The organism is Klebsiella sp. LTGPAF-6F (genome assembly GCF_001753185.1).
In the GTDB taxonomy this organism is placed as follows: Bacteria; Pseudomonadota; Gammaproteobacteria; order Enterobacterales; family Enterobacteriaceae; genus Klebsiella; species Klebsiella michiganensis.
Genome location: NZ_CP017450.1, coordinates 1,486,029 through 1,513,025, shown reverse-complemented (window position 1 = coordinate 1,513,025; position 26,997 = coordinate 1,486,029). Strand labels below are relative to the sequence as shown.

Sequence of the window (26,997 nt, the reverse complement as noted above, 5' to 3'; positions counted from 1 at the left end):
CCCCTGCCAGCGATCTAAGTTAGCTACACAAAAAAAGGCTGGCAAGTACGAATTTACTTACCAGCCCTATTTTTCTTAGCGCAATTTGCGCGAAATCACTATTTTGCCGTGACGACTTCCATACCAAACGGCTCGTTCTGCAGTGCAAGTGCCAGAACTTCCTCGATTCGTTTCACCGGATGGATATCTAAATCGGCGATAACGTTATCTGGAATTTCTTCAAGGTCACGTTTGTTTTCATCAGGAATCAGAACAGTCTTAATGCCGCCGCGGTGCGCGGCCAGCAGTTTTTCCTTCAGACCACCGATTGGCAACACCTGACCACGGAGGGTAATTTCCCCGGTCATCGCCACATCGGCGCGCACCGGATTGCCCGTCAGACAGGAAACCAGCGCGGTACACATCGCGATACCTGCGCTTGGGCCATCTTTCGGCGTAGCGCCTTCCGGCACGTGCACGTGAATATCGCGTTTTTCGTAAAAGTCTGAGTTGATACCCAGCTTATCCGCACGCGAACGCACCACGGTCAGCGCAGCCTGGATGGACTCCTGCATCACCTCACCCAGTGAACCGGTATAGGTCAGCTTACCTTTACCCGGAACGCAGGCGGTTTCAATGGTCAGCAGATCGCCGCCCACTTCCGTCCACGCCAGACCCGTCACCTGACCCACGCGGTTTTCGCTATCCGCCCGGCCATAGTCATAGCGCTGCACGCCAAGGAAGTCATGCAGGTTGTCGCCGTTAATCTCGATGTGCTTCAGCGATTTATCCAGCAGCAGCTGTTTTACCGCCTTACGGCACAGTTTCGAGATTTCGCGCTCCAGACCACGCACGCCCGCTTCACGCGTGTAGTAGCGGATAATGCCGATAATCGCGCTGTCATCCACCGTCAGCTCGCCTTTTTTGAGCGCGTTACGCTCAATCTGTTTTGACAGCAGGTGGCGTTTGGCGATGTTCAGCTTCTCATCCTCGGTGTAGCCGGAGAGACGGATCACTTCCATACGATCCAGCAGCGGCGCCGGAATGTTCATGGAGTTGGAGGTCGCGACAAACATCACGTCGCTGAGATCGTAATCCACTTCCAGATAGTGATCGTTAAAGGCCACGTTCTGTTCCGGATCCAACACCTCCAGCAGCGCCGAGGCCGGATCGCCGCGCATGTCCGAAGACATCTTGTCGATCTCATCCAGTAAGAACAGCGGGTTTTTAACGCCCACTTTGGCCATTTTCTGGATCAGTTTGCCCGGCATTGAGCCAATATAGGTACGACGGTGACCGCGGATTTCCGCTTCATCACGCACGCCGCCCAGCGCCATACGCACGTACTTACGTCCGGTGGCTTTGGCGATGGATTGGCCGAGAGAGGTTTTACCGACCCCCGGAGGCCCAACCAGGCACAGGATCGGCCCTTTGAGCTTGTTAACACGGCTCTGCACCGCGAGGTACTCAAGAATACGATCCTTCACGCGCTCAAGGCCGTAGTGATCGGTGTCGAGGATCTCCTGAGCCTGACGCAGGTCTTTTTTGACCTTGCTGCGGGCGTTCCACGGTACCTGCACCATCCAGTCGATGTAGCCGCGAACGACGGTCGCTTCCGCCGACATCGGGGACATCATTTTCAGCTTCTGCAGTTCCGCTTCGGTTTTCTCTTTTGCCTCTTTCGGCATTTTCGCCGCGTCGATCTTACGCTTCAGCGCTTCGTTCTCGTCCGGGGCGTCGTCCATCTCGCCGAGCTCTTTTTGAATGGCTTTCATTTGCTCATTCAGATAGTACTCGCGCTGAGATTTCTCCATCTGTTTTTTCACGCGGTTGCGAATGCGCTTCTCAACCTGCAGCAGATCGATTTCCGACTCCATCATCGCCATCAGATATTCCAGACGTTCGTTAACGTCGGACATCTCCAGCACGGACTGTTTGTCCGCCAGCTTCAGCGGCATATGCGCAGCGATGGTATCCGCCAGGCGCGCCGGATCGTCAATGCTATTCAGCGACGTCAGCACTTCCGGTGGGATTTTCTTGTTCAGCTTGATGTAGCCTTCAAACTGGCTGATGGCCGTACGAACCAGCACTTCCTGCTCGCGTTCGTCAATCGCCGGCGATTCAAGATATTCAGCCTTCGCCGAAAAATGCTCGCCGTTATCAGACAGCGCAGAGATGCGCGCGCGCTGTAAACCTTCGACCAGCACTTTGACAGTACCGTCCGGTAGCTTCAGCATTTGCAAAATAGACGCCACGGTCCCGACGGTGAAAAGATCGTTTACACCCGGCTCATCCGTCGAGGCTTCTTTCTGCGCAACCAGCATGATTTTTTTATCATGATCCATGGCTGCTTCGAGGCAACGGATAGATTTTTCCCGCCCTACAAACAGGGGTATGACCATGTGCGGATAAACCACCACATCGCGCAACGGCAATACGGGGATTTCAATGCGTTCAGAACGCTCAGGATTCATAGAGCTCTCTCTTAGTTTAAAGTCCGCCAGGTAGCCGACGACGCAACTCAACGACGCGTCGCCGTTAATATGTAAACCAGTATATGGGGATGTATTCCATACATTCAACGGCGGGAATGCAGGAAAAATAAAAGGGGAGATAAAATCCCCCCTTTTTGTTAACTGCTTGAGCAAAATGGTTAATTATTCACCAGATGCCTGCTGCGCTTCCGGTTTGCCGTAAATCAGCAGCGGCTTGCTCTGGCCATCGATAACCGAAGCGTCGATGACCACTTTTTCCACGTCTTCCATTGACGGAAGATCGTACATGGTATCGAGCAGCGCGGCTTCAACGATAGAACGCAGACCGCGAGCCCCGGTTTTACGCGCCATCGCTTTCTTAGCGATAGCGTCCAGCGCTTCGTCGCGGAATTCCAGCTCAGCGCCTTCCAGGCTGAACAGCGCCTGATACTGCTTGGTCAGGGCGTTTTTCGGCTCTTTGAGGATCTGAATCAGCGCTTCTTCGCTCAGCTCGCTCAGGGTCGCCACAACCGGCAGACGCCCGATGAACTCAGGAATCAGGCCAAACTTGATCAGATCTTCCGGCTCAACCTGAGACAGCAGCTCGCCTTCGCTGGCTTTGTCAGACTTCGCCTTGACCGTCGCGCCGAAACCAATACCTGAACCGGTTTCAACACGGTGGGAAATGACCTTATCCAGACCGGCAAAGGCGCCGCCGCAGATGAACAGGATCTTAGAGGTATCAACCTGCAGGAACTCCTGCTGCGGATGCTTACGCCCGCCCTGCGGCGGAACCGCGGCAACGGTACCTTCAATAAGCTTCAGCAGCGCCTGCTGCACGCCTTCGCCGGAAACATCGCGAGTGATCGACGGGTTATCCGATTTACGGGAAATTTTATCGATTTCATCAATGTAGACGATACCGCGCTGGGCTTTCTGTACGTCGTAGTCGCACTTCTGCAGCAGCTTCTGGATGATGTTCTCAACGTCTTCACCCACGTAGCCGGCTTCGGTCAGGGTGGTGGCATCCGCCATGGTGAAAGGCACATCCAGCAGGCGCGCGAGCGTTTCCGCCAGCAGCGTTTTACCGGAACCGGTCGGCCCGATCAGCAGAATGTTACTTTTGCCCAGCTCAACGCCGTTGCTGGTATCGCCATTGCGCAGACGTTTGTAGTGATTGTATACCGCCACCGCCAGCACTTTTTTCGCCGGCTCCTGGCCGATAACGTAATCGTCCAGATGATGGCGAATTTCGTGCGGCGTCGGCAGCGCGCTGCGCTCGCGATGCGGCGCGACTTCTTTAATTTCTTCGCGAATGATGTCGTTACATAAATCAACGCATTCGTCGCAGATATACACGGATGGCCCGGCGATTAGCTTACGCACTTCATGCTGGCTTTTGCCGCAAAAAGAGCAGTACAACAGTTTGCCCGAACCATCTTTGCGTTTATCTGTCATGAGTCCAAACCTCTTATTAAGTTCTTTGTGCCGCACACGACGACGCAAATGCCATTCTCAGGCGCAAACCGCTGTGAAGCGTTGTGCCGCCCTCTTTCAAACAAGTATAGCGGCACCCTTGCGCCTGGGGCATCAATTACGATGAGTCAAAATAGAGTCAACGAGGCCGTATTCCACTGCTTCTGAGGCAGACAGGAAGCGATCGCGCTCGGTATCGCGCTCGATCTGCTCAAGGGATTGACCCGTATGATGTGCCATCAGTTCATTCATGCGACCTTTCACTTTCAGGATTTCGCGGGCGTGGATTTCGATATCCGTCGCCTGGCCCTGGTAGCCGCCCAGCGGCTGGTGAATCATCACGCGGGAGTTCGGCAGGCAGAAACGCTTGCCTTTCGCCCCGGCGGTCAGCAGGAACGCGCCCATTGAGGCCGCCTGGCCCATACAAATGGTGCTCACGTCAGGCTTGATGAACTGCATGGTGTCATAGATAGACATCCCGGCGGTAATCACCCCGCCCGGAGAGTTAATGTACAGATAGATATCTTTTTCCGGGTTTTCCGCTTCCAGAAACAGCATCTGCGCCACGATCAGGTTAGCCATGTGGTCTTCTACCTGGCCGGTCAGAAAAATGACGCGCTCCTTGAGCAGACGGGAGTAAATATCAAATGAACGTTCGCCGCGTGAGGTCTGTTCAATGACCATCGGCACCAGGGCCATATGGGGTGCAAAGTTGTCTCGTTCGCCACTGTATGACATTTCCGTCTCCTGGATTAATTTGAAAAAAACCGCTGCACTGATTGTAACCTTACGGACGGATTATCAGCCAGAATTTCTGCCGTCGGGCAGAAGTGCATAGATGCACGCTTCATTACGGCGCATGATTATGCCAATGCAGTTACGTCTCCCGGTTATGGGGATGACGTTGCCATAATTCAAGCATAACAATCTTTTGTCGTAACGCTATCACTGAAATCGCCTTTTCGCACTCATCCTAAGGCTATCATTGCAATAAAAAAACCCGCAGCCTTTCGGCAACGGGTTTTTGCTCAAACCTTAAACCTTGGGGCGAAATTACGCCTGCTGGTTCATCAGTTCGCTGAAGGAAGTGGCTTTTTCAGACACTTTAGCTTTCGCCAGCACGGCTTCAACGGCCTGCTCTTCCAGCGCGACGTTGCGCATGTTGTCCATCAGCTCTTTGTTTTTGCTGTAGAACTCAACCACTTCTTTCGGATCTTCGTAAGCGGAAGCCATCTCTTCGATCAGGCCTTTAACGCGATCTTCGTCAGCTTTCAGCTCGTTGGTACGAATCACTTCGCCCAGCAGCAGGCCAACAACAACGCGGCGTTTAGCCTGCTCTTCGAACAGCTCACGCGGCAGCTCCAGAGCCTGTTTCTCGTTACCGCCGAAACGCTGAGCAGCCTGACGGCGCAGAACGTCGATTTCGCTGTCGATCAGCGCAGCCGGAACGTCGATATCGTTAGCTTTAACCAGACCTTCGATAGCCTGAGATTTAACGCGGTTACGCACGGCGCCTTTCAGCTCGCGCTCCATGTTTTTACGCACTTCAGCGCGCAGACCGGCTACGGAACCATCTTCAACGCCGAAACGTTTGATGAACTCTTCAGTCAGCTCTGGCAGTTCACGTTCTTCAACTTTCTTCAGGTTGATAACGAACTTAGCTGCTTTACCTTTCAGGTTTTCAGCGTGGTACTCTTCCGGGAAGGTCACGTCGATGGTGAACTCTTCGCCAGCCTTGTGACCTTTGATACCGTCTTCAAAGCCCGGGATCATACGACCCTGGCCCATCGCCAGTACGAAGTCAGAGGCTTTGCCGCCTTCGAACTCTTCGCCGTCAACGGAACCGGTGAAATCAACGGTCACGCGATCTTCTGCATCAACAGCGCCGTCTTTGTCTTTCCAGTTCGCCTGCTGCTTACGCAGAGTATCCAGCATGGTGTCAACGTCAGCATCGGTCACTTCAACAACCGGTTTTTCAACTTCGATCGCTTCCAGACCCTGCAGTTCAACTTCCGGATAAACTTCGAACTCTACCGCGTAGGTGAAGTCTTCACCCAGCTTGTATTCGCCCGGAACGTAGTTCGGCGCGCCGGCCGGATTAATTTTTTCTTTGATGATCGCGTCAACGAAGTTACGGCTCATCAGGTCACCCAGCACGTCCTGGCGAACAGATGCGCCATAACGCTGAGCAACAACATTCATCGGCACTTTGCCTTTACGGAAGCCGTCAATGCGAACTTTTTTCGCTACGTTGACCAGCTCGCTTTTGACAGCATTCTCGATGCTGTCAGCGGCGATAGTAATCGTTACACGGCGCCCAAGGCCCTGAGTGGTTTCAACTGAAACTTGCATCTTGTTACCTCAAAAAAATCACAGTGCTCGGTCAACTCTGGAAGCGCGAACAGGTTGCTTCGCAGAACCGGGATGCCCTCTTCAAATCAGAAACACATTCCCTGTCGTCAGAATCATCCCGAAGACATTCATAATAAAAGACGCGGCATTATAGCGGCATCACTTTTGTGAGTCGAGAACGGTTGTCGCCCACTGCTGCGGCTTTTTTCACATTTCCCGAGCAAATTTGCCTGTAAATATGCGTGAATTGCACATTTTCCAGGCAAAACAAAACGGCCCGCAGGCCGTTTTCTCATAAATCTTCACGCAACATACTGGAAAAGCTCCAGCGGTTGCAAATGCGATTTCTACGCGATACTTCCAGCCCCGCGACAAGGAGGAGAAGCAAAGACGGTATCCTGTAGCCCTTCCCACTCTTTGATTGTATAGGTATGCAACGCCAGAGCGTGCACGGTGCTTGATAGTTCCTCAGTCAACGTTCCGTAAATCATACGGTGACGATTAAGAAAACGCTCGCCAAGGAAGCGATCGCTCACCAACACCACTTTAAAATGACTTTCAGAGCCCGCAGGAACGTTGTGGCGATAGCTTTCATCCACGACTTCAAGATACACCGGGTCGAACGCTGCCCTAAGTTTTGCTTCGATCTGTTCACGTATCATCATGAATTTTCTCCTCCGACAACGCTGTATTGCCGCCATTCCCTTTAAATGTTAGCCGCTTTTACCGCTTCCATTGGGCGAAAACAACAAAAAATTAGCATTCCTCTGATATTTTCATGCAAAAGTATCGGCTTTAGTGGTTCGGTGTCCTGAAAGCCCTGCCTGCGTTGCGATAAGAGATGCAGTCAGGACAGAAAACGCACAAGGCGATGAATTTACATGCGTTGCCACTTCCCCTTGCCGTTGGCGATGTTATGATGGCGGGAATTTTCCTCATTACCACTCCACCATGCGTTGAGACCCTGAACATGTTTAAGAAAATTCTTTTTCCTTTGGTCGCGCTGTTTATGCTGGCCGGATGCGCCACTCCGCCGACTACCATCGATGTTTCACCGAAAATCACCCTGCCGCAGCAGGATCCCAGTCTGATGGGCGTGACCGTCAGCATTAACGGCGCCGATCAGCGTCCGGATCAGGCGCTGGCGAAAGTCACCCGCGATAACCAACAGGTTACGCTCACCGCTTCCCGCGACCTGCGCTTCCTGTTGCAGGAAGTGCTCGAGAAACAGATGACCTCGCGTGGCTATATGATTGGCCCGAACGGCGCCGTGGATCTGCAAATCATCGTGAATAAACTGTACGCCGACGTTTCTCAAGGTAACGTGCGTTACAACATTGCGACCAAAGCCGATATTGCGATCGTTGCCACTGCCGCCAACGGCAATAAGATGACGAAAAACTATCGTGCCAGCTACTCTGTTGAAGGCGCCTTCCAGGCCTCGAATAAAAATATCGCCGATGCGGTTAATAGCGTCATGACCGATACCATTAGCGATATGGCGCAGGACACCAGCATTCACGATTTCATCAAGCAAAACGCGCGTTAATTGAAGTCGCAGACCCGGCCTCGCGCCGGGTCTGCACGACATGCCATGTCTAATCATTACTTACGCATTTTCACGCAGCCAAAATCAGCTATCCTGCTGATCCTCGGTTTTGCCTCGGGACTACCGCTCGCCCTCACCTCCGGCACGCTGCAGGCGTGGATGACCGTTGAAAACATCGATCTGAAAACTATCGGTTTTTTCTCGCTCGTCGGCCAGGCCTACGTCTTTAAGTTCCTCTGGTCGCCGGTGATGGACCGCTATACGCCGCCGTTTCTCGGCCGTCGTCGCGGCTGGCTGCTGGCGACCCAGTTTCTGCTCCTTATCGCCATTGCGGCGATGGGTTTCCTTGAACCGTCCACGCAGCTGCGCTGGATGGCGGCGCTGGCGGTGGTCATCGCCTTTTGTTCCGCCTCGCAGGATATCGTGTTTGACGCGTGGAAAACTGACGTGCTGGCCGCGGAAGAGCGGGGCACCGGAGCGGCAATCAGCGTGCTGGGCTATCGTCTGGGGATGCTGGTCTCCGGCGGGCTGGCGCTCTGGCTGGCCGATCGCTGGCTGGGTTGGCAAGGGATGTACTGGCTGATGGCCGCGCTGCTGATCCCCTGCATTATCGCCACGCTGCTGGCGCCGGAACCCAGCGACGTTATTCCGGTGCCGAAAACGCTGGAGCAGGCCGTTGCCGCACCGCTGCGCGACTTCTTCGGCCGCAATAATGCCTGGCTCATTCTGCTGCTGATTGTCCTTTATAAGCTTGGCGACGCGTTTGCCATGAGCCTGACCACCACGTTCCTGATTCGCGGCGTCGGTTTCGATGCGGGTGAAGTGGGAATGGTGAATAAAACGCTCGGCCTGTTCGCCACGATTGTCGGCGCGCTTTACGGCGGCGTGCTTATGCAGCGCCTGACGTTGTTCCGCGCGCTGCTGATTTTCGGCCTGCTGCAGGGGGTATCCAACGCCGGATATTGGCTGCTCTCAATTACCGATAAGCACCTTTTCTCCATGGCGACGGCGGTGTTTTTCGAAAATCTGTGCGGCGGGATGGGCACCGCGGCGTTCGTCGCGCTGCTGATGACGCTGTGCAATAAATCGTTTTCGGCCACCCAGTTTGCCCTGCTCTCAGCCCTCTCTGCCGTTGGGCGCGTGTATGTTGGCCCCATCGCCGGCTGGTTTGTTGAAGCCCACGGCTGGCCTACTTTCTATCTCTTTTCCGTCGTCGCCGCGGTACCGGGGATTGTGCTGCTGTTAATTTGCCGGCGTACGCTGGAACACACCCAGCGCTCAGAAAGCTTTATGCCCCGCACGCGCTTTCCACAAACCTACGGGCTGGCATTGATTATTCTGGCTGCTGGCTGCCTGATGCTGGCGATATGGCTGCTGCTGCTGACGCTCAACGCGCTGGATTACACCAATTTCTCCTTCCTTGCCAGCCTGCTTGAGATCGCTGTGCTCACCGCCATTGCGGGTATTTTACTCGGCGCCTTCCTTGACTATCTGGCATTACGTAAAACCGAGCTGATTTAAATCAGCGCAGAAACGTACGTGGACGTTGTAATTACCAAACGTAATTATAACGTCTTATTAACGATTTTATATTCATCGTAGCCGATTTGTTGTTTTGTGCGTTTTAGATTTCTGGAAATTATTGACAATTTTTATGCGAATCTTTAAATAATTTAACCGATTCAGCTTTGCAGGTTTTATTTTCCGCTTTTACGATGTCTTTTATTTGATAATTAATTGTTAATTATTTGTGTTGTTTTGCGGGTAGTTATGCTCATTCTCTTATAAAGCCTTTCGTTCTTATCCCTTTCGTTATCAATCCCGCCTAAATCAAGGTTTGCAAGCGATAATGTCACACTCCGTAACATATGTGACAGGGCAAGCAGAAGCCGCTAACATAGAGCAGACACAGCTCCAACTATGTTTACAGTAATGCAACCTTCCCGTAAAATGCCCGTACACTTTAAGCGCCACCAGATTCCGTGGAATTGAGGTCGTTCAATGAGACTTAGGAAATACAATAAAAGTTTGGGATGGATGTCATTAATCGCAGGCACTGTATTACTCAGTGGTTGTGATTCTGCACTCCTCGACCCAAAAGGACAGATTGGACTGGAGCAACGCTCTCTGATTCTGACGGCCTTCGGCCTGATGATGATCGTCGTTATTCCAGCCGTCTTGATGGCAGTAGGATTTGCCTGGAAGTATCGTGCGAGCAATAAAGATGCGAAGTATAGCCCGAACTGGTCACACTCCAACAAAGTGGAAGCTGTGGTCTGGACGGTTCCTATCCTGATCATCCTGTTCCTGGCCGTTCTGACCTGGAAAACCACTCACGCATTAGAGCCGAGCAAACCGCTTGCTCACGATGAGAAACCTATCACTATCGAAGTCGTTTCGATGGACTGGAAATGGTTCTTCATCTATCCGGAACAAGGCATTGCTACCGTCAACGAAATCGCCTTCCCGGCGAACGTACCGGTACACTTCAAAGTGACCTCCAACTCCGTGATGAACTCGTTCTTTATCCCACGTTTAGGTAGCCAGATTTACGCAATGGCCGGGATGCAGACTCAGCTGCACCTCATCGCGAACGAAGCTGGTACTTACGACGGTATCTCCGCCAGCTATAGCGGCCCGGGCTTCTCAGGAATGAAGTTCAAAGCTATCGCCACGCCGGATCGTGCAACCTTCGATCAGTGGGTAGCGAAAGCCAAACAGTCTGCGAACGCCATGGACTCCATGGAAACGTTCGACAAACTGGCTGCGCCTAGCGAATACAACAAAGTGGAATACTTCTCTAACGTGAAACCAGATTTGTTTAAAGATGTTGTTAACAAATTTATGTCTCACGGTAAGAGCATGGATATGACCCAACCTGAGGGCGAGCACGCAGCGCACGAAGGAATGGAAGGCATGGACATGAGCCACGCGGAAACCGCTCACTAAGGGGCCGAGGAAGAAAACGATGTTCGGAAAACTTACACTGGATGCAGTGCCCTACCATGAACCCATTATTGTGGTTACGGTGGCTGCAATTATCATTGGGGGACTGGCGCTTCTGGCGGCCATCACTTACTTCGGTAAGTGGTCCTACCTTTGGAATGAGTGGCTGACTTCGGTTGACCACAAACGTCTCGGTATCATGTACGTTATCGTAGCAATCGTCATGTTGCTGCGTGGCTTCGCTGACGCCGTTATGATGCGTAGCCAGCAGGTGCTGGCCTCGGCCGGGGAAGCAGGCTTCCTGCCGCCTCACCACTACGATCAGATCTTTACCGCCCACGGCGTTATCATGATCTTCTTCGTAGCGATGCCGTTTGTTATCGGTCTGATGAACCTGGTGGTTCCGCTGCAGATCGGCGCGCGCGACGTTGCCTTCCCATTCCTTAACAACCTGAGCTTCTGGTTCACCGTTGTGGGCGTGATTCTGGTTAACCTCTCTCTGGGCGTCGGTGAATTCGCGCAGACCGGTTGGCTGGCCTATCCGCCGCTCTCGGGAATTGAGTACAGTCCGGGCGTCGGGGTCGATTACTGGATCTGGGCTCTCCAGCTATCCGGTATTGGTACAACGCTCACCGGTATTAACTTCTTCGTAACGATTATCAAGATGCGTGCCCCTGGCATGACCATGTTCAAGATGCCGGTGTTTAGCTGGGCATCTCTGTGCGCCAACATCCTGATTATCGCCTCCTTCCCAATTCTGACCGTCACCGTCGCGCTGCTGACCCTGGACCGCTACCTGGGCACCCATTTCTTTACCAACGATATGGGTGGCAACATGATGATGTACATCAACCTGATTTGGGCCTGGGGTCACCCGGAAGTGTACATTCTGGTTCTGCCGGTATTCGGTGTCTTCTCCGAAATCGCCGCAACCTTCTCGCGTAAGCGTCTGTTTGGCTACACCTCGCTGGTATGGGCAACAGTGTGTATTACCGTTCTGTCGTTCATCGTTTGGCTGCACCACTTCTTTACTATGGGTGCGGGCGCGAACGTAAACGCCTTCTTCGGTATTACGACCATGATTATCGCTATCCCGACCGGGGTTAAGATCTTCAACTGGCTGTTTACCATGTACCAGGGCCGTATCGTCTTCAACTCAGCAATGCTGTGGACGATTGGCTTTATCGTGACCTTCTCCGTAGGGGGTATGACCGGCGTACTGCTGGCGGTACCGGGCGCAGACTTCGTGCTGCACAACAGCCTGTTCCTGATCGCGCACTTCCATAACGTCATCATCGGCGGCGTGGTGTTCGGTTGCTTCGCAGGTCTGACCTACTGGTGGCCGAAAGCCTTTGGCTTCACCCTGAACGAAACCTGGGGCAAACGCGCTTTCTGGTTCTGGATCATCGGCTTCTTCGTGGCGTTTATGCCGCTGTACGTACTGGGCTTCATGGGTATGACCCGTCGCCTGAGCCAGCAGATTGACCCGCAGTTCCACCCGATGCTGGTTGTTGCAGCCTGCGGTGCGGCGCTGATCGCTTGCGGTATTCTCTGCCAGCTGATTCAGTTCTACGTTTCTATCCGCGATCGCGAGCAGAACCGTGACCTGACCGGCGACCCGTGGGGCGGCCGTACGCTGGAGTGGGCAACCTCTTCTCCTCCGCCGTTCTACAACTTTGCTATCGTTCCTGTCGTTCACGAGCGTGACGCGTTCTGGGAAATGAAAGAAAAAGGCGACGCGTATAAGAAACCGGCTGGCTATGAAGAGATTCATATGCCGAAAAACAGCGGCGCGGGCATCGTTATTGCTGCTTTCGCAACGGTGTTTGGTTTCGCAATGATCTGGCATATCTGGTGGATGGCGATTGCAAGCTTCGTCGGTATCCTGGCGACCTGGATTATTAAGAGCTTTGACGAGGACGTGGATTACTACGTGCCGGTTGCAGTAGTCGAAAAACTGGAAAATCAGCATTTCGATGAGATTAACAAAGCAGGGCTGAAAAATGGCAACTGATACTCTTGCGCATAACGCCCACGCGCACGAACACGGGCACCATGATACAGGACCGATGAAGGTATTCGGTTTCTGGATCTACCTGATGAGCGACTGCATTATCTTCGCCACTCTGTTCGCTACCTATGCCGTTCTGGTGAACGGCACGGCGGGCGGTCCGACCGGTAAAGATATTTTTGAACTGCCGTTCGTTCTGGTTGAAACCGCGCTGCTGCTGTTCAGCTCCATCACCTACGGCATGGCGGCTATCGCCATGTACAAAAACAACAAGAGCCAGGTGGTTTCCTGGCTGGCGCTGACCTTCCTCTTCGGGGCTGGGTTCATCGCGATGGAACTCTATGAATTCCATCACCTGATTGTTGAAGGTATGGGCCCGGATCGCAGCGGCTTCCTGTCAGCGTTCTTCGCGCTGGTCGGCACCCACGGTCTGCACGTGACCTCTGGTCTGATCTGGATGGCGGTGCTGATGGTTCAGGTTTCTCGTCGCGGCCTGACCAGCACTAACCGCACCCGTATCATGTGCCTGAGCCTGTTCTGGCACTTCCTGGACGTCGTGTGGATCTGCGTGTTCTCTGTTGTATATCTGATGGGGGCGATGTAATGAGTCATTCTACCGATCATAGCGGCGCTTCTCACGGCAGCGTGAAGAGCTACATGACAGGTTTCATCCTGTCGATCATTCTGACGGTTATCCCGTTTGCAATGGTGATGAGTGGATCTGCATCGCATGCGGCTATTCTGGGAACCATCCTGGTTACTGCGGTTGTGCAGATTGTGGTACACCTCGTGTACTTCCTGCACATGAACAGTAAATCGGACGAAGGTTGGAACCTGACCGCATTTATCTTCACCGTAATCATCATTGCTATCGTAGTTGTCGGCTCCATCTGGATTATGTGGAACCTGAACTACAACATGATGATGCACTAAGAGCGGCGAGTATGTTTAAGCAATACCTGCAAGTAACGAAACCAGGCATTATTTTTGGCAACCTGATCTCCGTGATTGGCGGTTTCCTGCTGGCCTCCAAGGGCCACATCGACTATCCGCTCTTTATCTGGACGCTCCTCGGAGTATCCCTGGTGGTCGCCTCGGGTTGTGTTTTCAACAACTATATCGACCGTGATATCGATCGTAAGATGGAACGGACGAAAAACCGGGTGCTGGTCAAAGGGCTGATCTCGCCAAAAGCTTCGCTGGTATATGCCACCCTGCTGGGTATTGCTGGCTTCATGCTCCTGTGGTTTGGCGCGAATCCCCTGGCCTGCTGGCTGGGGGTGATGGGGTTCGTGGTTTATGTCGGCGTTTACAGCCTGTACATGAAGCGCCACTCCGTCTACGGCACGCTGATTGGTTCTCTCTCCGGCGCTGCGCCGCCGGTGATTGGCTACTGCGCGGTTACCGGTGATTTTGACAGCGGTGCCGCGATTCTGCTGGCGATTTTCAGCCTGTGGCAGATGCCTCACTCTTACGCTATCGCGATTTTCCGCTTCAAGGATTATCAGGCAGCGAACATTCCGGTACTGCCGGTAGTGAAAGGCATTTCGGTAGCGAAAAACCATATCACCGTTTACATCATCGCTTTCGCCGTTGCCACGCTGATGCTCTCCCTGGGCGGCTACGCTGGATATAAATATCTGGTTGTCGCTGCGGCGGTGAGCGTCTGGTGGCTCGGAATGGCGCTGCGCGGTTATAAAGTGGCGGATGATAAAGTCTGGGCGCGTAAGCTGTTCGTCTTTTCCATCGTGGCCATTACCGCGCTGTCGGTGATGATGTCCGTCGACTTTATGGTGCCGGATTCACACAACCTGCTGACCATGGTCAGATAGTATCTCTCAATGGCGTATCGCGCGATACGCCATTACTTATTTCCCCCTGTTAATCTCTCATCGCCGATAGTGGACAATCATTCACTCCTCCCCTTTCTATTATTCTGAGATTGTGCCCCCTGCCCTCTCAATGCTTTCTCTGTCCGTAGCTAAATTCCGCCTCAGCGTCCTCGATCAAAAACCCTCCTCCGGATACGCCTTTCTCCACTTACTGCCGGAACGGGTTTAGCCATACTGAGGCGATAATAGTCACGCAGTACTGCCAATTCGTTTTGACTAATAGCTGCATCAGATTAATCAGCAGCCATTCATTATCCTGCAGTTATCGTTTATTTAGATGAATTAGCCTTTTGTTTAACAAATGATCGCTAAACATGGTTTGTCCATAGCGGACAGCGATGGTATCTATTGAGAGATGAATCCCGCTACCGCGCTGAGTGGTTTAGCTGAATATATACGCTAAATTAATTTATTGTACGCAATATAGTAGAAGAGACATACCCCGAACTTTTTGTTTCTTCGAACGCTGGCGTCATTCCGGGTTAACAAGGCATTGTTAAGCCCTCGTTTACTCAGCGGGCTGCGCTTCCGTCATTCCCGGTGGGCGAATGTGAAATCGAAAATAAACATATTAACGTGGGGTATGACACCAGGGCGATGTTCTCTTGCCCTCCCCTTCCCCGCGCGAGCTGCCTCTCTTTTGCCATGAATATTGTTCTGCCCGGTTCATATAGCATCTATAGTGCACAATATTAAAGTTTTAAATGGGAAAATAACACCCTGTCTTATCTCCCCTCTTTAACCACGCTCAGCGCATTCTTCTTTATAGCGGCTGTCACGCCAATTCACATTAAAGCCAGCCGGCCCGAATAAAAAATTCACACTCATGACTCAAGCCGTTATCACTGAAGATAACCTTCATTTTATTAAGTTTGTATGAAATTAAATATTTCACACATTAGCACTCTGGATTAATTTAATTTAAGGGTGTTAGTATTTCTTCCGTGGGTAATAGCCCCACTAATAACAATTAATCAGACTTAACAAGGAATACCAATGAAAGAATTAACTATTGGCGAAATGGAATCTATTTCTGGTGGTTTTAATCTGCTCGGTTTTGCTAACAGCATTACCAGCTTTATTGTTGATAATGGAAACTATCTGAGCGATTTTATTACCTCAGCAGGTGCCACTATCGCCAATGCCATCGTTAACGATACCGTTGAGTTCGCTAAATTCCTTACCGGCGCATCTGACTGGGAGAACTACGTTGCCGCAAGCAATGAGAACTGGAGCAATGCTGTGCACAACCTGTCGGGCGAGTGGAACACTTTCACTAACAGCATCACCGCCTAATATCGGTTAGTCATTCCCGGGGCAGGATTCTTCCTGCCCTTTTTTTGCCTACCGTAAGCCCTCTCGGCACGAAGATGAGAGAATCGTCTGCGCCTCTGGTTTTAACCCACCAGCATCGCCTGAGCGCTATAGAGCAAATCCAGATGATCGCGGCATAGTGCCTCAATCGAGGTTCTTGACTGATGGCTGGTTAAACTCAGCGCTCCCCAGTATAGCCCTTCCCGATCTGACAGCGGCACGGCCAGGACCAGCATGCCAATTTCAAACTCCTGCTCAATCGCGGCGTATCCCTGGCGACGAACCTGAGCGATCTTTTCCATTAACGCCGCCACGTCCGTCACCGTATAGGGCGTACGCTGCTCGCGGCGGATCCGCTGCAAAACGGTTTCACACTCGGCTTCCTCTAACGAAGCCAGCCATAGTCGCCCTCCGGCGGTACAGTAAATCGGCACTCTCTCCCCCAGACGCACTGAAGTCGAGTTAAACGGCGTGTGTTTACTGCGGGCGATATACACCAGCTCATCATCATCGATCACGCCGACCGAAGCGTGCTCTTCCGTCCGGCTGGCGATGTACTCCACGATCGGTCGTACCATGCGTGGGAACTGCGCCGAATCGACATACGCCTGCCCCAGCCTTAACGCTTTAGGCGTTAGCCAGTAATGGCGTCCGTCGGTTTGCAGATAGCGCTCATGGAGCAGGGTAAGGAAAAAGCGCCGCGCGGCGCTTTGCGTCAGGCCGCTCATTTTCGCCGCCTGCGGCACGGTGAGCCGGGGGAACTCTTTTGAAAATAGCTGGATCAGCGCCAGCCCTTTTTGCAGGCCGACGATCAGATCGCGGGTATGAATCTGGTTTTGCATACTTGTTCACACTTTCGCAACAATACAATCAGTTTAGCGCGATTATCGCAGTGGTAGTGCGATTAACAACCAGTATGGCCGAATTCTGCGTTGTCGCTCTCAGCTTCCGCTGAAATACTTTCACAACATTCATTTAACAAAATGAGGTTTGAAATGGTCAGTGGATTCACTCAGGTCGTCGCCGTCATCGGCCACCCGATTACCCAGGTTAAGTCGCCGGAGAATTTCAACCGCTTCTTTGCTGACCAGCAGATGGACAGCGTCATGATCCCGGTTGATATCGCCCCCGAAGCCGTTACTGACTTTCTGCAGGCCCTGCGCGGCTGGCACAACATGAGCGGCGTCCTGGTCACCGTTCCGCACAAACAGCGGGCCGCCGCCCTGGTCGACGAGTTAACCCCGCGAGCTCAGCACCTTAATGCCATTAACGTCATCCGTAAGCTGGCCGATGGCCGTTTACAGGGCGATATGCTCGACGGCGTCGGTTTTCAGCTTGCCGCAGAGGCGCACGGCTTTAGCGCCGGCGGTAAAAAGGGGCTGCTCTCCGGCTGCGGCGGCGTCGGCAGCGCTATCGCGTGGGGGCTTTGCGAAGCGGGCATCCGCCAGTTGGCCCTTTATGATCAGAATCCCGCCACCCTTCAGCTGCTGCATAACCGGCTGGCCACCCATTTTCCGCACGTTCATCTCGTCGACCTGCCCGCTACGCTTGCCGGCCTGGATTTGCTGGTGAATGGTTCCCCGGCGGGAATGGCCGGTTTCGAGCCGTTGCCGCTGCCGCAGTCGCTGCTGGAAACCCTTCCGCTATCCACGCATGTCGCCGACGTGGTGACCGCCCCGATCATCACCCCGCTCCTCGCCTTCGCCCGGGATCGCGGCTGCGCGATCCAGACCGGGCCGGAGATGGCGCTGGCGCAGATGAAACTGATGGGGCAATTCATCGGCGCCATTGCGCAGGAACAAGGAGCGGCGGCATGAAAAGCTGGGATGTCATCGTTATCGGCAGCGGCGCCGCAGGCTTTGCCGCGGCGGTGACCGCCAGCTGTAAGGGACTGTCGGTACTGATGCTGGAAAAAGCCCCGCAGTTTGGCGGCACCTCCGCCATTTCCGGCGGCGCGGTGTGGATCCACGATAGCGATCAGGCGCGGAAAATGGCCGTGGGCGGCAGCCCGCAGGCTATCGAAACCTATCTGCGGACGATTATCGGTGAGCCTCATTATCGTCAGGATCTGGTGGATGCCTTTATCGCTTCAGGGCGTGAGGCGCTGGCATTTCTTGAAAAAGAGGGCGCGGTGAAATATAGCCTGCGCCCGCTCTCTCCGGATTATTACCCGGATGAGCCCGGCGCCGTCGATGTCGGGCGGGCGCTGGAGGTGGTGGAGTTTGACGGACGGGAACTGGGTGCGCATTTTCGCGACCTCCGCTCTCCCCCACCGGGAATGCTGCTGTTTGGCGGGATGATGGTTAACCGGGTTGATATCCAGCACTTTCTCGATATGCGCCGCTCCCCGCGCTCGTTCGCGCACTGCTGCAGACTGCTGCTGCGCTTCGGTCGCGATCGCCTGCGGTACCCTCGCGGTACCCGCCTGGCGATGGGCAACGCGCTGATCGCCCGCATGGCGACGCTCGCCTTTCGCAAAGGTATGCAGCTCAGGCTCAACGTCAACGTGCTTTCGCTGAGCGAACGCAATGGCGAGGTGACCGGTGTAGTAATTGAGCGCGAGGGTCAAAAGCAGGCTCTTGAAGCCCGCTGCGGGGTGGTACTGGCGGCGGGTGGTTTTGCCGCAGGCAGGCTGGCTGAACGCTATCGCCCCCAGACCCGCGAGCACTACACCATGTCCGCCGCCAACGACGGCGCCGCGCTGCGCCTTGCCGCCGCGGTCAATGCCCGGGAAGGGGCTGACCTGCCGTCTAACTTTTTCTGGGCGCCGGTCTCGGTTTTACAGCATCCCGACGGCACGCAAGAGCGCTTCCCTCACCTGGTCACCGATCGCGCCAAACCCGGAGTGATTGCCGTCAACCAGCGCGCGGTGCGCTTCGTGAACGAATCTAACTCTTATCACCACTTCGCCAGCGCCATGCAAAGCCGGGCAGAAAATGCGCCCTGCTTTCTGATTTGCGACGCCCTGGCCATGAAGCGCTACGGCCTCGGCCTGGCGCGCCCTGCCCCGGTCAATAACGACGCGCTGGTGAAAGCGGGCTATCTGCATAAGGCCGATACGCTGCCTGAACTGGCGCAGCGGCTCGGCCTGGATCCGCAGACGCTCGCTGACACGGTGGCACGCTACAACCGCGATGCCGCTCAGGGCCTCGATCCGGCGTTCACCAAAGGCGGCAACAGCTATAACCGCGCGATGGGCGACCCCGGCCACCGGCCAAACGCCTGTAACGCTCCGCTGACCCGCGCGCCGTTTTATGCCGTCACCCTCTATACCGGCGATCTCGGTACCTCGCGCGGCCTGGTCACTACCGCCGATGCTCAGGTCATTAACCAGCACGGTGAGCCGATCAAAGGCCTCTATGCCGTGGGTAATGATATGGATTCGATGATGGCCGGAACCTACCCCGGCCCAGGTATTACGCTCGGTCCGGCGCTCACCTTCGGCTATCTCTCAGCCAGCCATATGGCGCAACAACACGCACTATAAACAGGAGAAAATCATGATCTATGAAAAACGCACCTACACCATCAATCCGCTGAAAATGGCCGACTGGCTGGCGCTGTACAAAAGCGATGCTTACGCCGTGCAAACCGAGCACCTCGGTAAGCTCATCGGCTTCTTCTTTACCGAAATTGGCGTGGTCAATCAGGTGGTGCATATCTGGGCCTATGAAAGTCTGGACGATCGCCTGGCGCGTCGGGCGCGCATGACGCAGGACGAACGCTGGCTGACGTTCTCGCGCAAAAACCGCGAGCTGGCCGCCGTCGAGCGCCTGGAGTCGGTGCTTCTGCGCCCCACTGATTTTTCACCACTGCAATAAGGAGAGGGTCATGAGCGGGCAGATGAACGTGGATGTTCTGGTCGTCGGCTCCGGCGCGGCGGGGCTCTCTGCCGCCGTCACCGCCGCGCTCGGCGGCGCCAGCGTACTGGTTGCGGAGAAAGAGTCGGTCATTGGCGGCACCAGCGCCTGGTCCGGCGGCTGGCTGTGGATCCCGCGTAACCCGCTGGCTCGTGAAGAAGGGATTGAAGAAGAGCCCGGCGCGCCGCTCGCTTATTTACGCCATGAAATGGACGGTGAGCCTGCCGATGCGCGTCTGCTTGCCTTCTTACAGTACGGACCGGAGATGATCGACTTTTTCCGCCGCCGCACCGCCGTGCAGTTTCTTTCCGGCAGCAAAATGCCCGATTTTCACGCTTCACCGGGCGCTGCGCTGGGCGGCCGCTCGGTCACGGCGCAGCCTTTTGACGGACGGCTGCTGGGCGACTGGCTGCATCGCCTGCGGCCTCCGCTGGAGACCATCAGCCTTGCGGGTATGGGCATTGCCGGCGGCACGGACATGGCGCACTTTTTCAACGCGACCCGCTCACCGGGCTCGGCGCTGTATGCGACCCGCCGCCTGCTGCGTCACGGCTGGCAGCGGCTGCGCGCCGGTCGCGGACAGCATCTGGTTAACGGCAACGCGCTGGTCGCCCGCCTGCTGCGTTCGGCGCTGGATGCGGGGGTTAATTTTCAGCTTAACGCGCCGGTAGAACGTCTGCTTACCGACAACAACGGCGTTGCAGGCGCCATATTACGCAGCGACGGCGGCGCGCTGGAGGTTCGCGCCGGCGCGGTGATCCTCGCCTGCGGAGGCTTTCCTCACGACAGGCAGCGTCTGGCCGAAAATGTGCCGCACGCCGCCAGCGGCTACGGCCACTTCTCCGCCGCGCCCCCGGGCAATCAGGGGGATGGCATTCGGCTCGGCGAAGCGGTCGGCGGCCAGTTTGATACCTCACTCAGGCACGCCATGGCCTGGGCGCCGGTGTCGCGCGTTACCCTCGCCAGCGGACTGCAGCTGCCGTTCCCGCATCTGGTTGAGCGCGCCAAGCCCGGCTTTATCGCCGTGTTGCCCAACGGTAAACGCTTCACCAATGAGGCCGACTCTTATCATGATTTTATTGCCGCGCTGCTGGACGCGACGCCGCCGGGCGAAACGCCGCAGGCGTGGCTAATTGCCGACGGCCGTGCGCTGCGGCGCTACGGATTGGGCCATGCTCGCCCCTTCCCGTTTACCCCCGAGGCCTGGCGACGAACCGGCTATCTGTACGTCGGTGAGACGCCGGAAGCGCTGGCGAAAACATGCGCCATCAATCCGCAGCAGCTAACGGAAACGATCGCCCGGTTTAACGGCTTTGTAGACCAGGGAGAGGATAAGGATTTTCGGCGCGGCGCCTCGGCCTATAACCGCGCGCAGGGTGACGCCAGCCGCTCGCCCCACCCCACGCTCGGGAAACTCAGCCATGGGCCTTTTTATGCGGTACGCATATTGCCCGGCTCGCTGGGTTCCTTCAGTGGATTAATCACCGATGAAAATGCCCGTGTTCTCAACGCCCAGCGGCAGCCGATCCAGGGGCTTTTCGCCATCGGCAACGATATGTCGAGCGTGATGCGGGGATTCTATCCCAGCGGCGGTATCACGCTTGGTCCGGCCATGACTTTTGGCTATCTGGTCGGAAAAAACCTGGCAGAAAATCTCAATAAAACAACACAGTAAAAGCATTCCACCAGGGACGGCAATACGCATAACAACAATCACCTGCAACTGCACTGGAGTCCTTTATGAACATGCGAACCCTCTCACTCGCCGCGCTTACCCTCCTCGACGTTCCGCCGCCGGAACAGGTACGCATTGCGGCCCAGACCGGATTCACCCACGTTGGTCTGCGCCTGCTTCCCGCAACCCCATCAGATCCGGATTACGACATGCTCGGCGACACCGCCGCCGTACGCGATACCCTGGCGGCGCTGATGGAAACCGGCGTTCGCGTTTCGGACGTTGAGATCGTCCGCCTGACGGCAGATTTTTCATTGGACGCTCGTTTGCAGCTTTTTCTGACGACCGCCGCGCGCCTTGGCGCAAAGCAGGTTTTAGTGGCAGGAAACGATGATAACCGCGCGCGCAGCGCGGAAAATCTCGCCCGACTTGCCGAAGCCGGCCAGGAGCATGGATTAATCATGAACCTGGAGCCCATGCCCTGGACCCACCTGCGCACCATTGCCGAAGCCCGGGCGCTCATCAACGCCAGCGGCCGCAGCGATATCGGTATTTTGATTGACGCTATTCACTTCTGGCGGGCCGGCGAATCCCTGTCCACGATCGCGGCGCTACCGCAAAATTGCCTCAACTATATGCAGCTTTGCGATGCCTTACCGCAACCCCCCGCTGACGAGCAGGAGCTGATTTACCAGGCCCGCGCCGCGCGCCAGGTCCCCGGCGAAGGCGGACTCGACCTGCACGGTCTGATGGCGGCGCTTCCGGCCACGCTGCCGGTATCCATCGAGGTCCCGTTAAGCGGCGCTCGGGGTGCGCTGCCGGCGCTCGCTCGCGCTCAGCTACTGTTTAACGCCGCGCAGTCCTACCTGCGCCCTTGCGCATAAGGAGAGTCCCATGACACAGACTCAACGCCTGGACGTCAGGGAGTTAATCAACGCCAATCCGCTAAGCCGCTTTCAGAAGCTGGTGGTGTTTTTAGGCTTCTGCGTTATCGCGCTGGACGGCTTTGATATCGCCATCATGGGATTTATCGCCCCGACGCTGAAGCAGAAATGGGGAGTAAGCAATCACCAACTCGGTTTTGTCATCAGCGCCGCGCTGATAGGCCTGGCGCTGGGGGCCATTTTCTCCGGGCCGCTCGCCGACTGGCTGGGACGGAAAAAAATTATCATTAATAGCGTCTTCTTCTTCGGCTTCTGGACCATCGCCACCGCCCTTTCACAAAATATTGAGCAGATGATGGTTTTCCGCTTCCTGACCGGGCTGGGATTAGGCGCCGCCATGCCGAATATCGGCACCCTGGTGTCAGAGTATGCGCCGGAGCGCCAGCGCTCGTTCCTGATTACGATTATTTTTTGCGGCTTCACCTTTGGCGCGGCGGCGGGCGGTTTCTCCGCATCCTGGCTAATCCCGCAGTTTGGCTGGCACTCGCTGATGCTGCTTGGCGGGATCCTCCCGCTGCTGTTCGCTCCGGTCCTGATCTGGCTGTTACCGGAATCGGTGCGTTTTCTGGTCGTTAAGCGCGCGCCTGCCGAACGTATTCGGCGGATTATGCAGCGCCTCTATCCGGGACAAATCCCCGATGAGGCCGAGTTCAGCCTCCCGGCCCAGCCCGTTCAGGCAAATGCCATGCGCATCGTTCTCTCTCGCCAGTATCGCTTCGGTTCGATGATGCTCTGGCTGGTTTACTTTATGGGCCTTTTTTTGGTTTACCTCCTCGGCAGCTGGCTACCGACGCTGGTAAAAGAGGTGGGCTTAACGGTCGGCCAGGCGGCGGTAATGACCGCAATGTACCAGGCGGGAGGAACCCTTGGCTCGCTGTTTGCGGGCTGGCTAATGGACCGGATCAACCCACATCGGGCGCTCGGGCTGATTTACGCGGTTGGCGGCCTGTTTACGATGGCGATGGGCTATGCCGCGGCAAGCTTTGCGCTCATCTGCCTGTTGGCGTTTATCAGCGGAGCCTGCTTGAACGGCGCCAATACCGGCATGAACGCGCTCTCCGCCCGCTACTATCCTACCGAAGCACGGGCTACCGGCTCCAGCTGGATGCACGGCATTGGCCGCATGGGCGCGATCCTGAGCGCCTTTGCCGGGGCGGAGATGCTGGCGCTGAATATCAGCTTCGAAAGCGTTTTCCTGATCCTTGGCATTCCCGCCGCGATAACCGTCGCCGGGCTGGCGGCCAAAGGTATTTTCGCGGCTGGCCCGACGGCAAGGGCCACCGCGTCAACCGCGCCCGTCAGAAGTACATTTTAAACGTTGACGCGAAGGCGGGCGTGTTTCAAAAACACGCCTGCCAAAAAAAGAAAAATTAATTTCATTTAAATGAACAATGAAAAATAAAAATGCCATGCAGTATCGATTCACTTCACAAAATCACAGCGCAAAATCATTAAATCCATACAATAAACAAATCAAACATCGTCCAGAAAAACACTTAATAACCTTATCAATCAGAATGACTTGATAGCTGTAGCCAAAAAATTTACGGCTCAATTTTTACGGTTTTTCGATCCGCCTCGCATATACAGAAATTAAATTCCAAACAAACATTGAAATGAAATAAATATTTCCTTATGTTCTGGCTGATATTCAGGATAAGGTCGTGCCGGTGGAACTGGCGCAGAGGTCCTGACTTGTCCTTCCAGACAAAGGAATTGACCATGAGTGAACAGCAGATTCTTCTCTCTCCCGCGGCAGCACGCGGCGATAAGCTAAGCTGGGCTACCCGAATCGCTTACGGCGGCGGCGATACCGCCTGTAACGTCGTTTTCGGCATGATCGGCACGGTTTTAACCCTGTTTTATACCGACTATGTCGGCATCAGCATCGCCACCGTTGGCCTGGTGATGCTGATCTCACGTCTGTTTGACGGCGTTTCCGATGTCATAATGGGCCTGATGGTGGAACGCACGAACTCTCGCTGGGGTAAATCACGACCCTGGCTGCTGTGGATGAGCGTACCCTACGCCGTATCGGCAATTTTACTGTTCACCGTCCCGCAGACCACCGGCACGCTGCAGTTTCTCTATCTGCTGGTCGCCTATAACTTCTGCACCACCGTGTGCTATACCGCCATCAACCTCCCCTACGGCAGCCTCTCTGCGATGATGACCCGCGCCTCATGGGAAAGGGATATGCTCAGCATCACCCGAATGTCGATGTCGCCTTTTGGTCGTATTCTCGCCGTTGCCTGCACATTGCCGCTGGTGAAGTACTTTGGCGACGATCAGGCGGCGTGGATCAAAACCATGTCTATTTGGGCTTTTCTGGCGCTGCTGTTGCTGCTGTTTTGCTTTTATAAATGCGAAGAGAAGGTGGTCATCAAAGCGCGAGAGAAACAGGGAAACGTACCGGTAAAAACCCAGCTTTCCGCGCTTTTTCGTAACCAGTACTTCTGGGCCAGCGCCATCCTGTGGACCGCGCAAAGCGTGTACTACACCGTGGTAGGGATCGCGCTGCCTTACTACTGCCGCTACGTGCTCGGTGACGATACCTTCTATAGCTCCATTTTCGTTGCCGAAACCGCCTGCATTATTATTTTCACCTTCCTGAGCTCCGTGCCCATCCGCAAATACGGTAAACGCAACGTTGCCCTCTGCGGCATCGTGCTGGCGACCATCGGCCAGGTGCTGTTTATGTTTAACTCTGATGATTACCACTGGGCGCTGGCTAACGCGATTATTCGCGGTATTGGCTTCGCCCCGCTGAACGCCGTGCTGTTCGGCTTCTGCGGCGATGCCGTCGAATTCGGCCAGTGGAAAACGCGCGTCAGACAGGAAGGGATGATCTTCTCCGCCGGTTCCGTTGGAACGAAACTCGGCGCAGGTATTGCCGCCGCGGTTATCTCGGGCCTGCTGAGCATGGCGGGTTACGTCAGCTCCAGCAGCGGATCCGGCGTTCAGCCGCAAAGCGCTATCGACATGATTAACCACGTTTATCTCTACGGCTCTTTCTTCCTGTGGATCGTGGTCATTATCACCCTGCTGTTTTATCGCCTGGATAAGCAATACCCGCAGATCATGCATGACCTGAAAGAACGCGAAGCCCGTGGCGAGATGTAAAACCTTAGAACCAGGCCCGCGCTCGGCGAGCGCGGGTACACAGAAGAACATCTGAAATCCGTAGGATCTCTATCATTGAGGAGTGCACCATCATGTTAAACGGCATGAAACCCTTATCCCGCTCCCTGCGCTGGGGCATGGTCGGCGGCGGCGGCACCAGCCAGATTGGCTACAGCCACCGCTGTGCGGCGCTTCGCGACAACGTCTTTACTCTGCTCGCCGGCGCGCTTGATATCGATGCCGAGCGCGGTCGTCAATTCGGCGAACAGCTCGGCATCGCTCCTGAACGCTGCTACGCCGATTACCAAACGCTGTTCGCGGAGGAGGCCAAACGCCCTGACGGCATTGAAGCCGTATCGGTCACTACGCCGAACAATACTCACTTCGCTATCACTAAAGCGGCGCTTGAAGCCGGGCTGCACGTGATTTGCGAAAAACCGCTGTGCTTTACCGCCGACGAAGCGCGCGAGCTGCTGGCGCTAAGCAAAAAGCAGAATAAAATTATCGGCGTCACGTACGGTTATGCCGGACACCAGATGATCCAGCAGGCGCGGCAGATGATAGCGGAAGGGAAGCTCGGCGAGATCCGCATTATTAATATGCAGTTCGCCCACGGTTTTCATAATGAAGCCGTTGAGCTGCAGGCTGAATCCACCCGCTGGCGGGTAACGCCCAAATATGCCGGCCCTAGCTATGTGCTGGGGGATCTGGCAACCCACCCGCTATTTATTGCCGAGACGATGGTGCCGAACCTGAACATCACCCGCCTGATGTGCGCGCGTCAAAGCTTCGTCAAATCTCGCGCGCCGCTGGAAGATAACGCCTTTGTGCTGATGGAATATAACAACGGCGCCGTTGGCTCACTGTGGACCAGCGCGGTCAACAGCGGCGCGATGCACTCGCAAAAAGTCCGCGTTATTGGCGAAAAAGCCAGCATCGAATGGTGGGATGAGCGTCCAAATCAGCTCAGCTATGAGGTACAGGGCGAACCGGCCCGCGTCCTCGAGCGCGGGATGCCCTATCTCAGCCAGCAGGCGCTGGCGGACGACCGCATTGGCGGCGGTCACCCTGAAGGGCTGTTCGAGGCGTGGGCCAACCTCTATCGCCGCTACGCTATCGCCATCGACGCGATGGATCGCGGGGACCAGGCGTTCCTGGAGACCTTCTGGTATCCGGACGTCGAAGCCGGTCTTCACGGTGTTTACTGGGTTGAGCAGTGCGTCAAATCCGCCGACGCAGGCGGCCAGTGGGTTGACTTTAACTGCCAATAACCGCTGAACACCAGTGGAGGCCCCTCCACTGGTTTTTTCTTTCTACCGTACTCACCTCATCATGCAACACAGTCGTAATATCTGTTAAACAAACATTTATTTACGCTTCTGTTTCCCCCCACTACACTATG

22 protein-coding genes are annotated in these 26,997 nt (G+C 55.1%); 16 read left to right on the top strand and 6 right to left on the bottom strand.

The annotated features are described in order from the left end of the window. Positions 1-98: 98 nt before the first annotated feature. From lon to bolA, 5 genes are all read right to left on the bottom strand, one after another. Positions 99-2,453 (bottom strand): endopeptidase La, encoded by a 2,355-nt coding sequence (lon, locus tag BJF97_RS07060; RefSeq protein WP_004099539.1) that lies wholly within the window; start codon positions 2,451-2,453, stop codon positions 99-101. 183 nt (positions 2,454-2,636) lie between these two features. Further along, positions 2,637-3,911, bottom strand: a complete 1,275-nt coding sequence (gene clpX / locus BJF97_RS07055) for an ATP-dependent protease ATP-binding subunit ClpX (protein WP_004099538.1) — start codon at positions 3,909-3,911, stop codon at positions 2,637-2,639. A gap of 132 nt (positions 3,912-4,043) precedes the next feature. After that, on the bottom strand, positions 4,044-4,667 hold the full coding sequence (gene clpP, locus BJF97_RS07050) for an ATP-dependent Clp endopeptidase proteolytic subunit ClpP (RefSeq protein WP_003021624.1): 624 nt from the start codon (positions 4,665-4,667) through the stop codon (positions 4,044-4,046). A 315-nt stretch (positions 4,668-4,982) separates the two neighbouring features. Continuing rightward, positions 4,983-6,281, bottom strand: coding sequence for a trigger factor (gene tig, locus BJF97_RS07045; protein WP_004848255.1), 1,299 nt, complete (start codon positions 6,279-6,281; stop codon positions 4,983-4,985). A gap of 347 nt (positions 6,282-6,628) precedes the next feature. Then, positions 6,629-6,946, bottom strand: a complete 318-nt coding sequence (bolA, locus tag BJF97_RS07040; RefSeq protein WP_004133447.1) for a transcriptional regulator BolA — start codon at positions 6,944-6,946, stop codon at positions 6,629-6,631. 305 nt (positions 6,947-7,251) lie between these two features. On the opposite strand from bolA, the gene BJF97_RS07035 reads away from it, so the two are divergent. The 8 genes from BJF97_RS07035 (at position 7,252) to BJF97_RS07000 (ending at position 15,975) form a co-directional block, all read left to right on the top strand. Then, the gene (locus tag BJF97_RS07035; protein WP_004848253.1) at positions 7,252-7,830 is read left to right on the top strand and encodes a lipoprotein; all 579 of its coding nucleotides are present in this window, start codon (positions 7,252-7,254) and stop codon (positions 7,828-7,830) included. Positions 7,831-7,875: 45 nt separating this feature from the next. Continuing rightward, positions 7,876-9,351, top strand: a complete 1,476-nt coding sequence (gene ampG / locus BJF97_RS07030) for a muropeptide MFS transporter AmpG (protein WP_014228180.1) — start codon at positions 7,876-7,878, stop codon at positions 9,349-9,351. Positions 9,352-9,831: 480 nt separating this feature from the next. After that, the gene (cyoA, locus tag BJF97_RS07025; RefSeq protein WP_004848249.1) at positions 9,832-10,779 is read left to right on the top strand and encodes a cytochrome o ubiquinol oxidase subunit II; all 948 of its coding nucleotides are present in this window, start codon (positions 9,832-9,834) and stop codon (positions 10,777-10,779) included. Between the two features lie 19 nt (positions 10,780-10,798). After that, positions 10,799-12,790 (top strand): cytochrome o ubiquinol oxidase subunit I, encoded by a 1,992-nt coding sequence (gene cyoB / locus BJF97_RS07020; protein WP_004129794.1) that lies wholly within the window; start codon positions 10,799-10,801, stop codon positions 12,788-12,790. Continuing rightward, positions 12,780-13,391, top strand: a complete 612-nt coding sequence (locus tag BJF97_RS07015; RefSeq protein WP_004099525.1) for a cytochrome o ubiquinol oxidase subunit III — start codon at positions 12,780-12,782, stop codon at positions 13,389-13,391. Before cyoB ends, BJF97_RS07015 begins: the two co-directional genes overlap by 11 nt. Further along, positions 13,391-13,720 (top strand): cytochrome o ubiquinol oxidase subunit IV, encoded by a 330-nt coding sequence (locus tag BJF97_RS07010; protein WP_004099523.1) that lies wholly within the window; start codon positions 13,391-13,393, stop codon positions 13,718-13,720. Before BJF97_RS07015 ends, BJF97_RS07010 begins: the two co-directional genes overlap by 1 nt. Before the next feature lie 11 nt (positions 13,721-13,731). Next, on the top strand, positions 13,732-14,619 hold the full coding sequence (gene cyoE, locus BJF97_RS07005) for a heme o synthase (protein ID WP_014837588.1): 888 nt from the start codon (positions 13,732-13,734) through the stop codon (positions 14,617-14,619). A gap of 1,056 nt (positions 14,620-15,675) precedes the next feature. Beyond that, on the top strand, positions 15,676-15,975 hold the full coding sequence (locus BJF97_RS07000; protein ID WP_014228178.1) for a hypothetical protein: 300 nt from the start codon (positions 15,676-15,678) through the stop codon (positions 15,973-15,975). A 101-nt stretch (positions 15,976-16,076) separates the two neighbouring features. On the opposite strand, the gene BJF97_RS06995 is transcribed toward BJF97_RS07000, so the two are convergent. Beyond that, on the bottom strand, positions 16,077-16,835 hold the full coding sequence (locus BJF97_RS06995; RefSeq protein WP_014228177.1) for an IclR family transcriptional regulator domain-containing protein: 759 nt from the start codon (positions 16,833-16,835) through the stop codon (positions 16,077-16,079). 153 nt (positions 16,836-16,988) lie between these two features. On the opposite strand from BJF97_RS06995, the gene BJF97_RS06990 reads away from it, so the two are divergent. The 8 genes from BJF97_RS06990 to BJF97_RS06950 all read left to right on the top strand — a co-directional run bounded on the left by BJF97_RS06990 (position 16,989) and on the right by BJF97_RS06950 (position 26,866). Beyond that, complete coding sequence (locus BJF97_RS06990; RefSeq protein ID WP_014837586.1) at positions 16,989-17,810, top strand: shikimate dehydrogenase family protein; 822 nt, start codon at positions 16,989-16,991, stop codon at positions 17,808-17,810. After that, complete coding sequence (locus tag BJF97_RS06985; RefSeq protein ID WP_014837585.1) at positions 17,807-19,480, top strand: FAD-dependent oxidoreductase; 1,674 nt, start codon at positions 17,807-17,809, stop codon at positions 19,478-19,480. The genes BJF97_RS06990 and BJF97_RS06985 overlap by 4 nt, the downstream gene beginning before the upstream one ends. Positions 19,481-19,493: 13 nt before the next feature. Further along, the gene (locus BJF97_RS06980; RefSeq protein WP_014228174.1) at positions 19,494-19,814 is read left to right on the top strand and encodes an NIPSNAP family protein; all 321 of its coding nucleotides are present in this window, start codon (positions 19,494-19,496) and stop codon (positions 19,812-19,814) included. 10 nt (positions 19,815-19,824) lie between these two features. Continuing rightward, the gene (locus tag BJF97_RS06975; protein ID WP_032694149.1) at positions 19,825-21,528 is read left to right on the top strand and encodes an FAD-dependent oxidoreductase; all 1,704 of its coding nucleotides are present in this window, start codon (positions 19,825-19,827) and stop codon (positions 21,526-21,528) included. Positions 21,529-21,593: 65 nt separating this feature from the next. Continuing rightward, a complete protein-coding gene (locus BJF97_RS06970; protein ID WP_032694148.1) occupies positions 21,594-22,412 on the top strand; it encodes a sugar phosphate isomerase/epimerase family protein in 819 nt (272 codons plus the stop codon). A gap of 10 nt (positions 22,413-22,422) precedes the next feature. After that, on the top strand, positions 22,423-23,787 hold the full coding sequence (locus tag BJF97_RS06965; protein WP_032694147.1) for an MFS transporter: 1,365 nt from the start codon (positions 22,423-22,425) through the stop codon (positions 23,785-23,787). A 407-nt stretch (positions 23,788-24,194) separates the two neighbouring features. Further along, entirely contained in the window at positions 24,195-25,595 is a 1,401-nt protein-coding gene (locus tag BJF97_RS06955; RefSeq protein WP_004129763.1) for an MFS transporter, read from the top strand. A gap of 92 nt (positions 25,596-25,687) precedes the next feature. Next, on the top strand, positions 25,688-26,866 hold the full coding sequence (locus BJF97_RS06950) for a Gfo/Idh/MocA family protein (protein WP_014228169.1): 1,179 nt from the start codon (positions 25,688-25,690) through the stop codon (positions 26,864-26,866). The last annotated feature ends 131 nt before the right edge of the window (positions 26,867-26,997 follow it).

Bases quoted from the DNA above. Each gene is read 5' to 3' on its own strand.
- cyoA (WP_004848249.1), top strand. From the start codon at position 9,832: ATGAGACTTAGGAAATACAATAAAAGTTTGGGATGGATGTCATTAATC.
- bolA (WP_004133447.1), bottom strand. From the start codon at position 6,946: ATGATGATACGTGAACAGATCGAAGCAAAACTTAGGGCAGCGTTCGAC.
- BJF97_RS07010 (WP_004099523.1), top strand. From the start codon at position 13,391: ATGAGTCATTCTACCGATCATAGCGGCGCTTCTCACGGCAGCGTGAAG.
- BJF97_RS06980 (WP_014228174.1), top strand. From the start codon at position 19,494: ATGATCTATGAAAAACGCACCTACACCATCAATCCGCTGAAAATGGCC.
- BJF97_RS06990 (WP_014837586.1), top strand. From the start codon at position 16,989: ATGGTCAGTGGATTCACTCAGGTCGTCGCCGTCATCGGCCACCCGATT.
- ampG (WP_014228180.1), top strand. From the start codon at position 7,876: ATGTCTAATCATTACTTACGCATTTTCACGCAGCCAAAATCAGCTATC.
- BJF97_RS06985 (WP_014837585.1), top strand. From the start codon at position 17,807: ATGAAAAGCTGGGATGTCATCGTTATCGGCAGCGGCGCCGCAGGCTTT.
- BJF97_RS07015 (WP_004099525.1), top strand. From the start codon at position 12,780: ATGGCAACTGATACTCTTGCGCATAACGCCCACGCGCACGAACACGGG.
- clpP (WP_003021624.1), bottom strand. From the start codon at position 4,667: ATGTCATACAGTGGCGAACGAGACAACTTTGCACCCCATATGGCCCTG.
- lon (WP_004099539.1), bottom strand. From the start codon at position 2,453: ATGAATCCTGAGCGTTCTGAACGCATTGAAATCCCCGTATTGCCGTTG.
- BJF97_RS07035 (WP_004848253.1), top strand. From the start codon at position 7,252: ATGTTTAAGAAAATTCTTTTTCCTTTGGTCGCGCTGTTTATGCTGGCC.
- clpX (WP_004099538.1), bottom strand. From the start codon at position 3,911: ATGACAGATAAACGCAAAGATGGTTCGGGCAAACTGTTGTACTGCTCT.
- cyoE (WP_014837588.1), top strand. From the start codon at position 13,732: ATGTTTAAGCAATACCTGCAAGTAACGAAACCAGGCATTATTTTTGGC.
- BJF97_RS06995 (WP_014228177.1), bottom strand. From the start codon at position 16,835: ATGCAAAACCAGATTCATACCCGCGATCTGATCGTCGGCCTGCAAAAA.
- tig (WP_004848255.1), bottom strand. From the start codon at position 6,281: ATGCAAGTTTCAGTTGAAACCACTCAGGGCCTTGGGCGCCGTGTAACG.
- BJF97_RS07000 (WP_014228178.1), top strand. From the start codon at position 15,676: ATGAAAGAATTAACTATTGGCGAAATGGAATCTATTTCTGGTGGTTTT.
- BJF97_RS06950 (WP_014228169.1), top strand. From the start codon at position 25,688: ATGTTAAACGGCATGAAACCCTTATCCCGCTCCCTGCGCTGGGGCATG.
- BJF97_RS06975 (WP_032694149.1), top strand. From the start codon at position 19,825: ATGAGCGGGCAGATGAACGTGGATGTTCTGGTCGTCGGCTCCGGCGCG.
- cyoB (WP_004129794.1), top strand. From the start codon at position 10,799: ATGTTCGGAAAACTTACACTGGATGCAGTGCCCTACCATGAACCCATT.
- BJF97_RS06970 (WP_032694148.1), top strand. From the start codon at position 21,594: ATGAACATGCGAACCCTCTCACTCGCCGCGCTTACCCTCCTCGACGTT.
- BJF97_RS06955 (WP_004129763.1), top strand. From the start codon at position 24,195: ATGAGTGAACAGCAGATTCTTCTCTCTCCCGCGGCAGCACGCGGCGAT.
- BJF97_RS06965 (WP_032694147.1), top strand. From the start codon at position 22,423: ATGACACAGACTCAACGCCTGGACGTCAGGGAGTTAATCAACGCCAAT.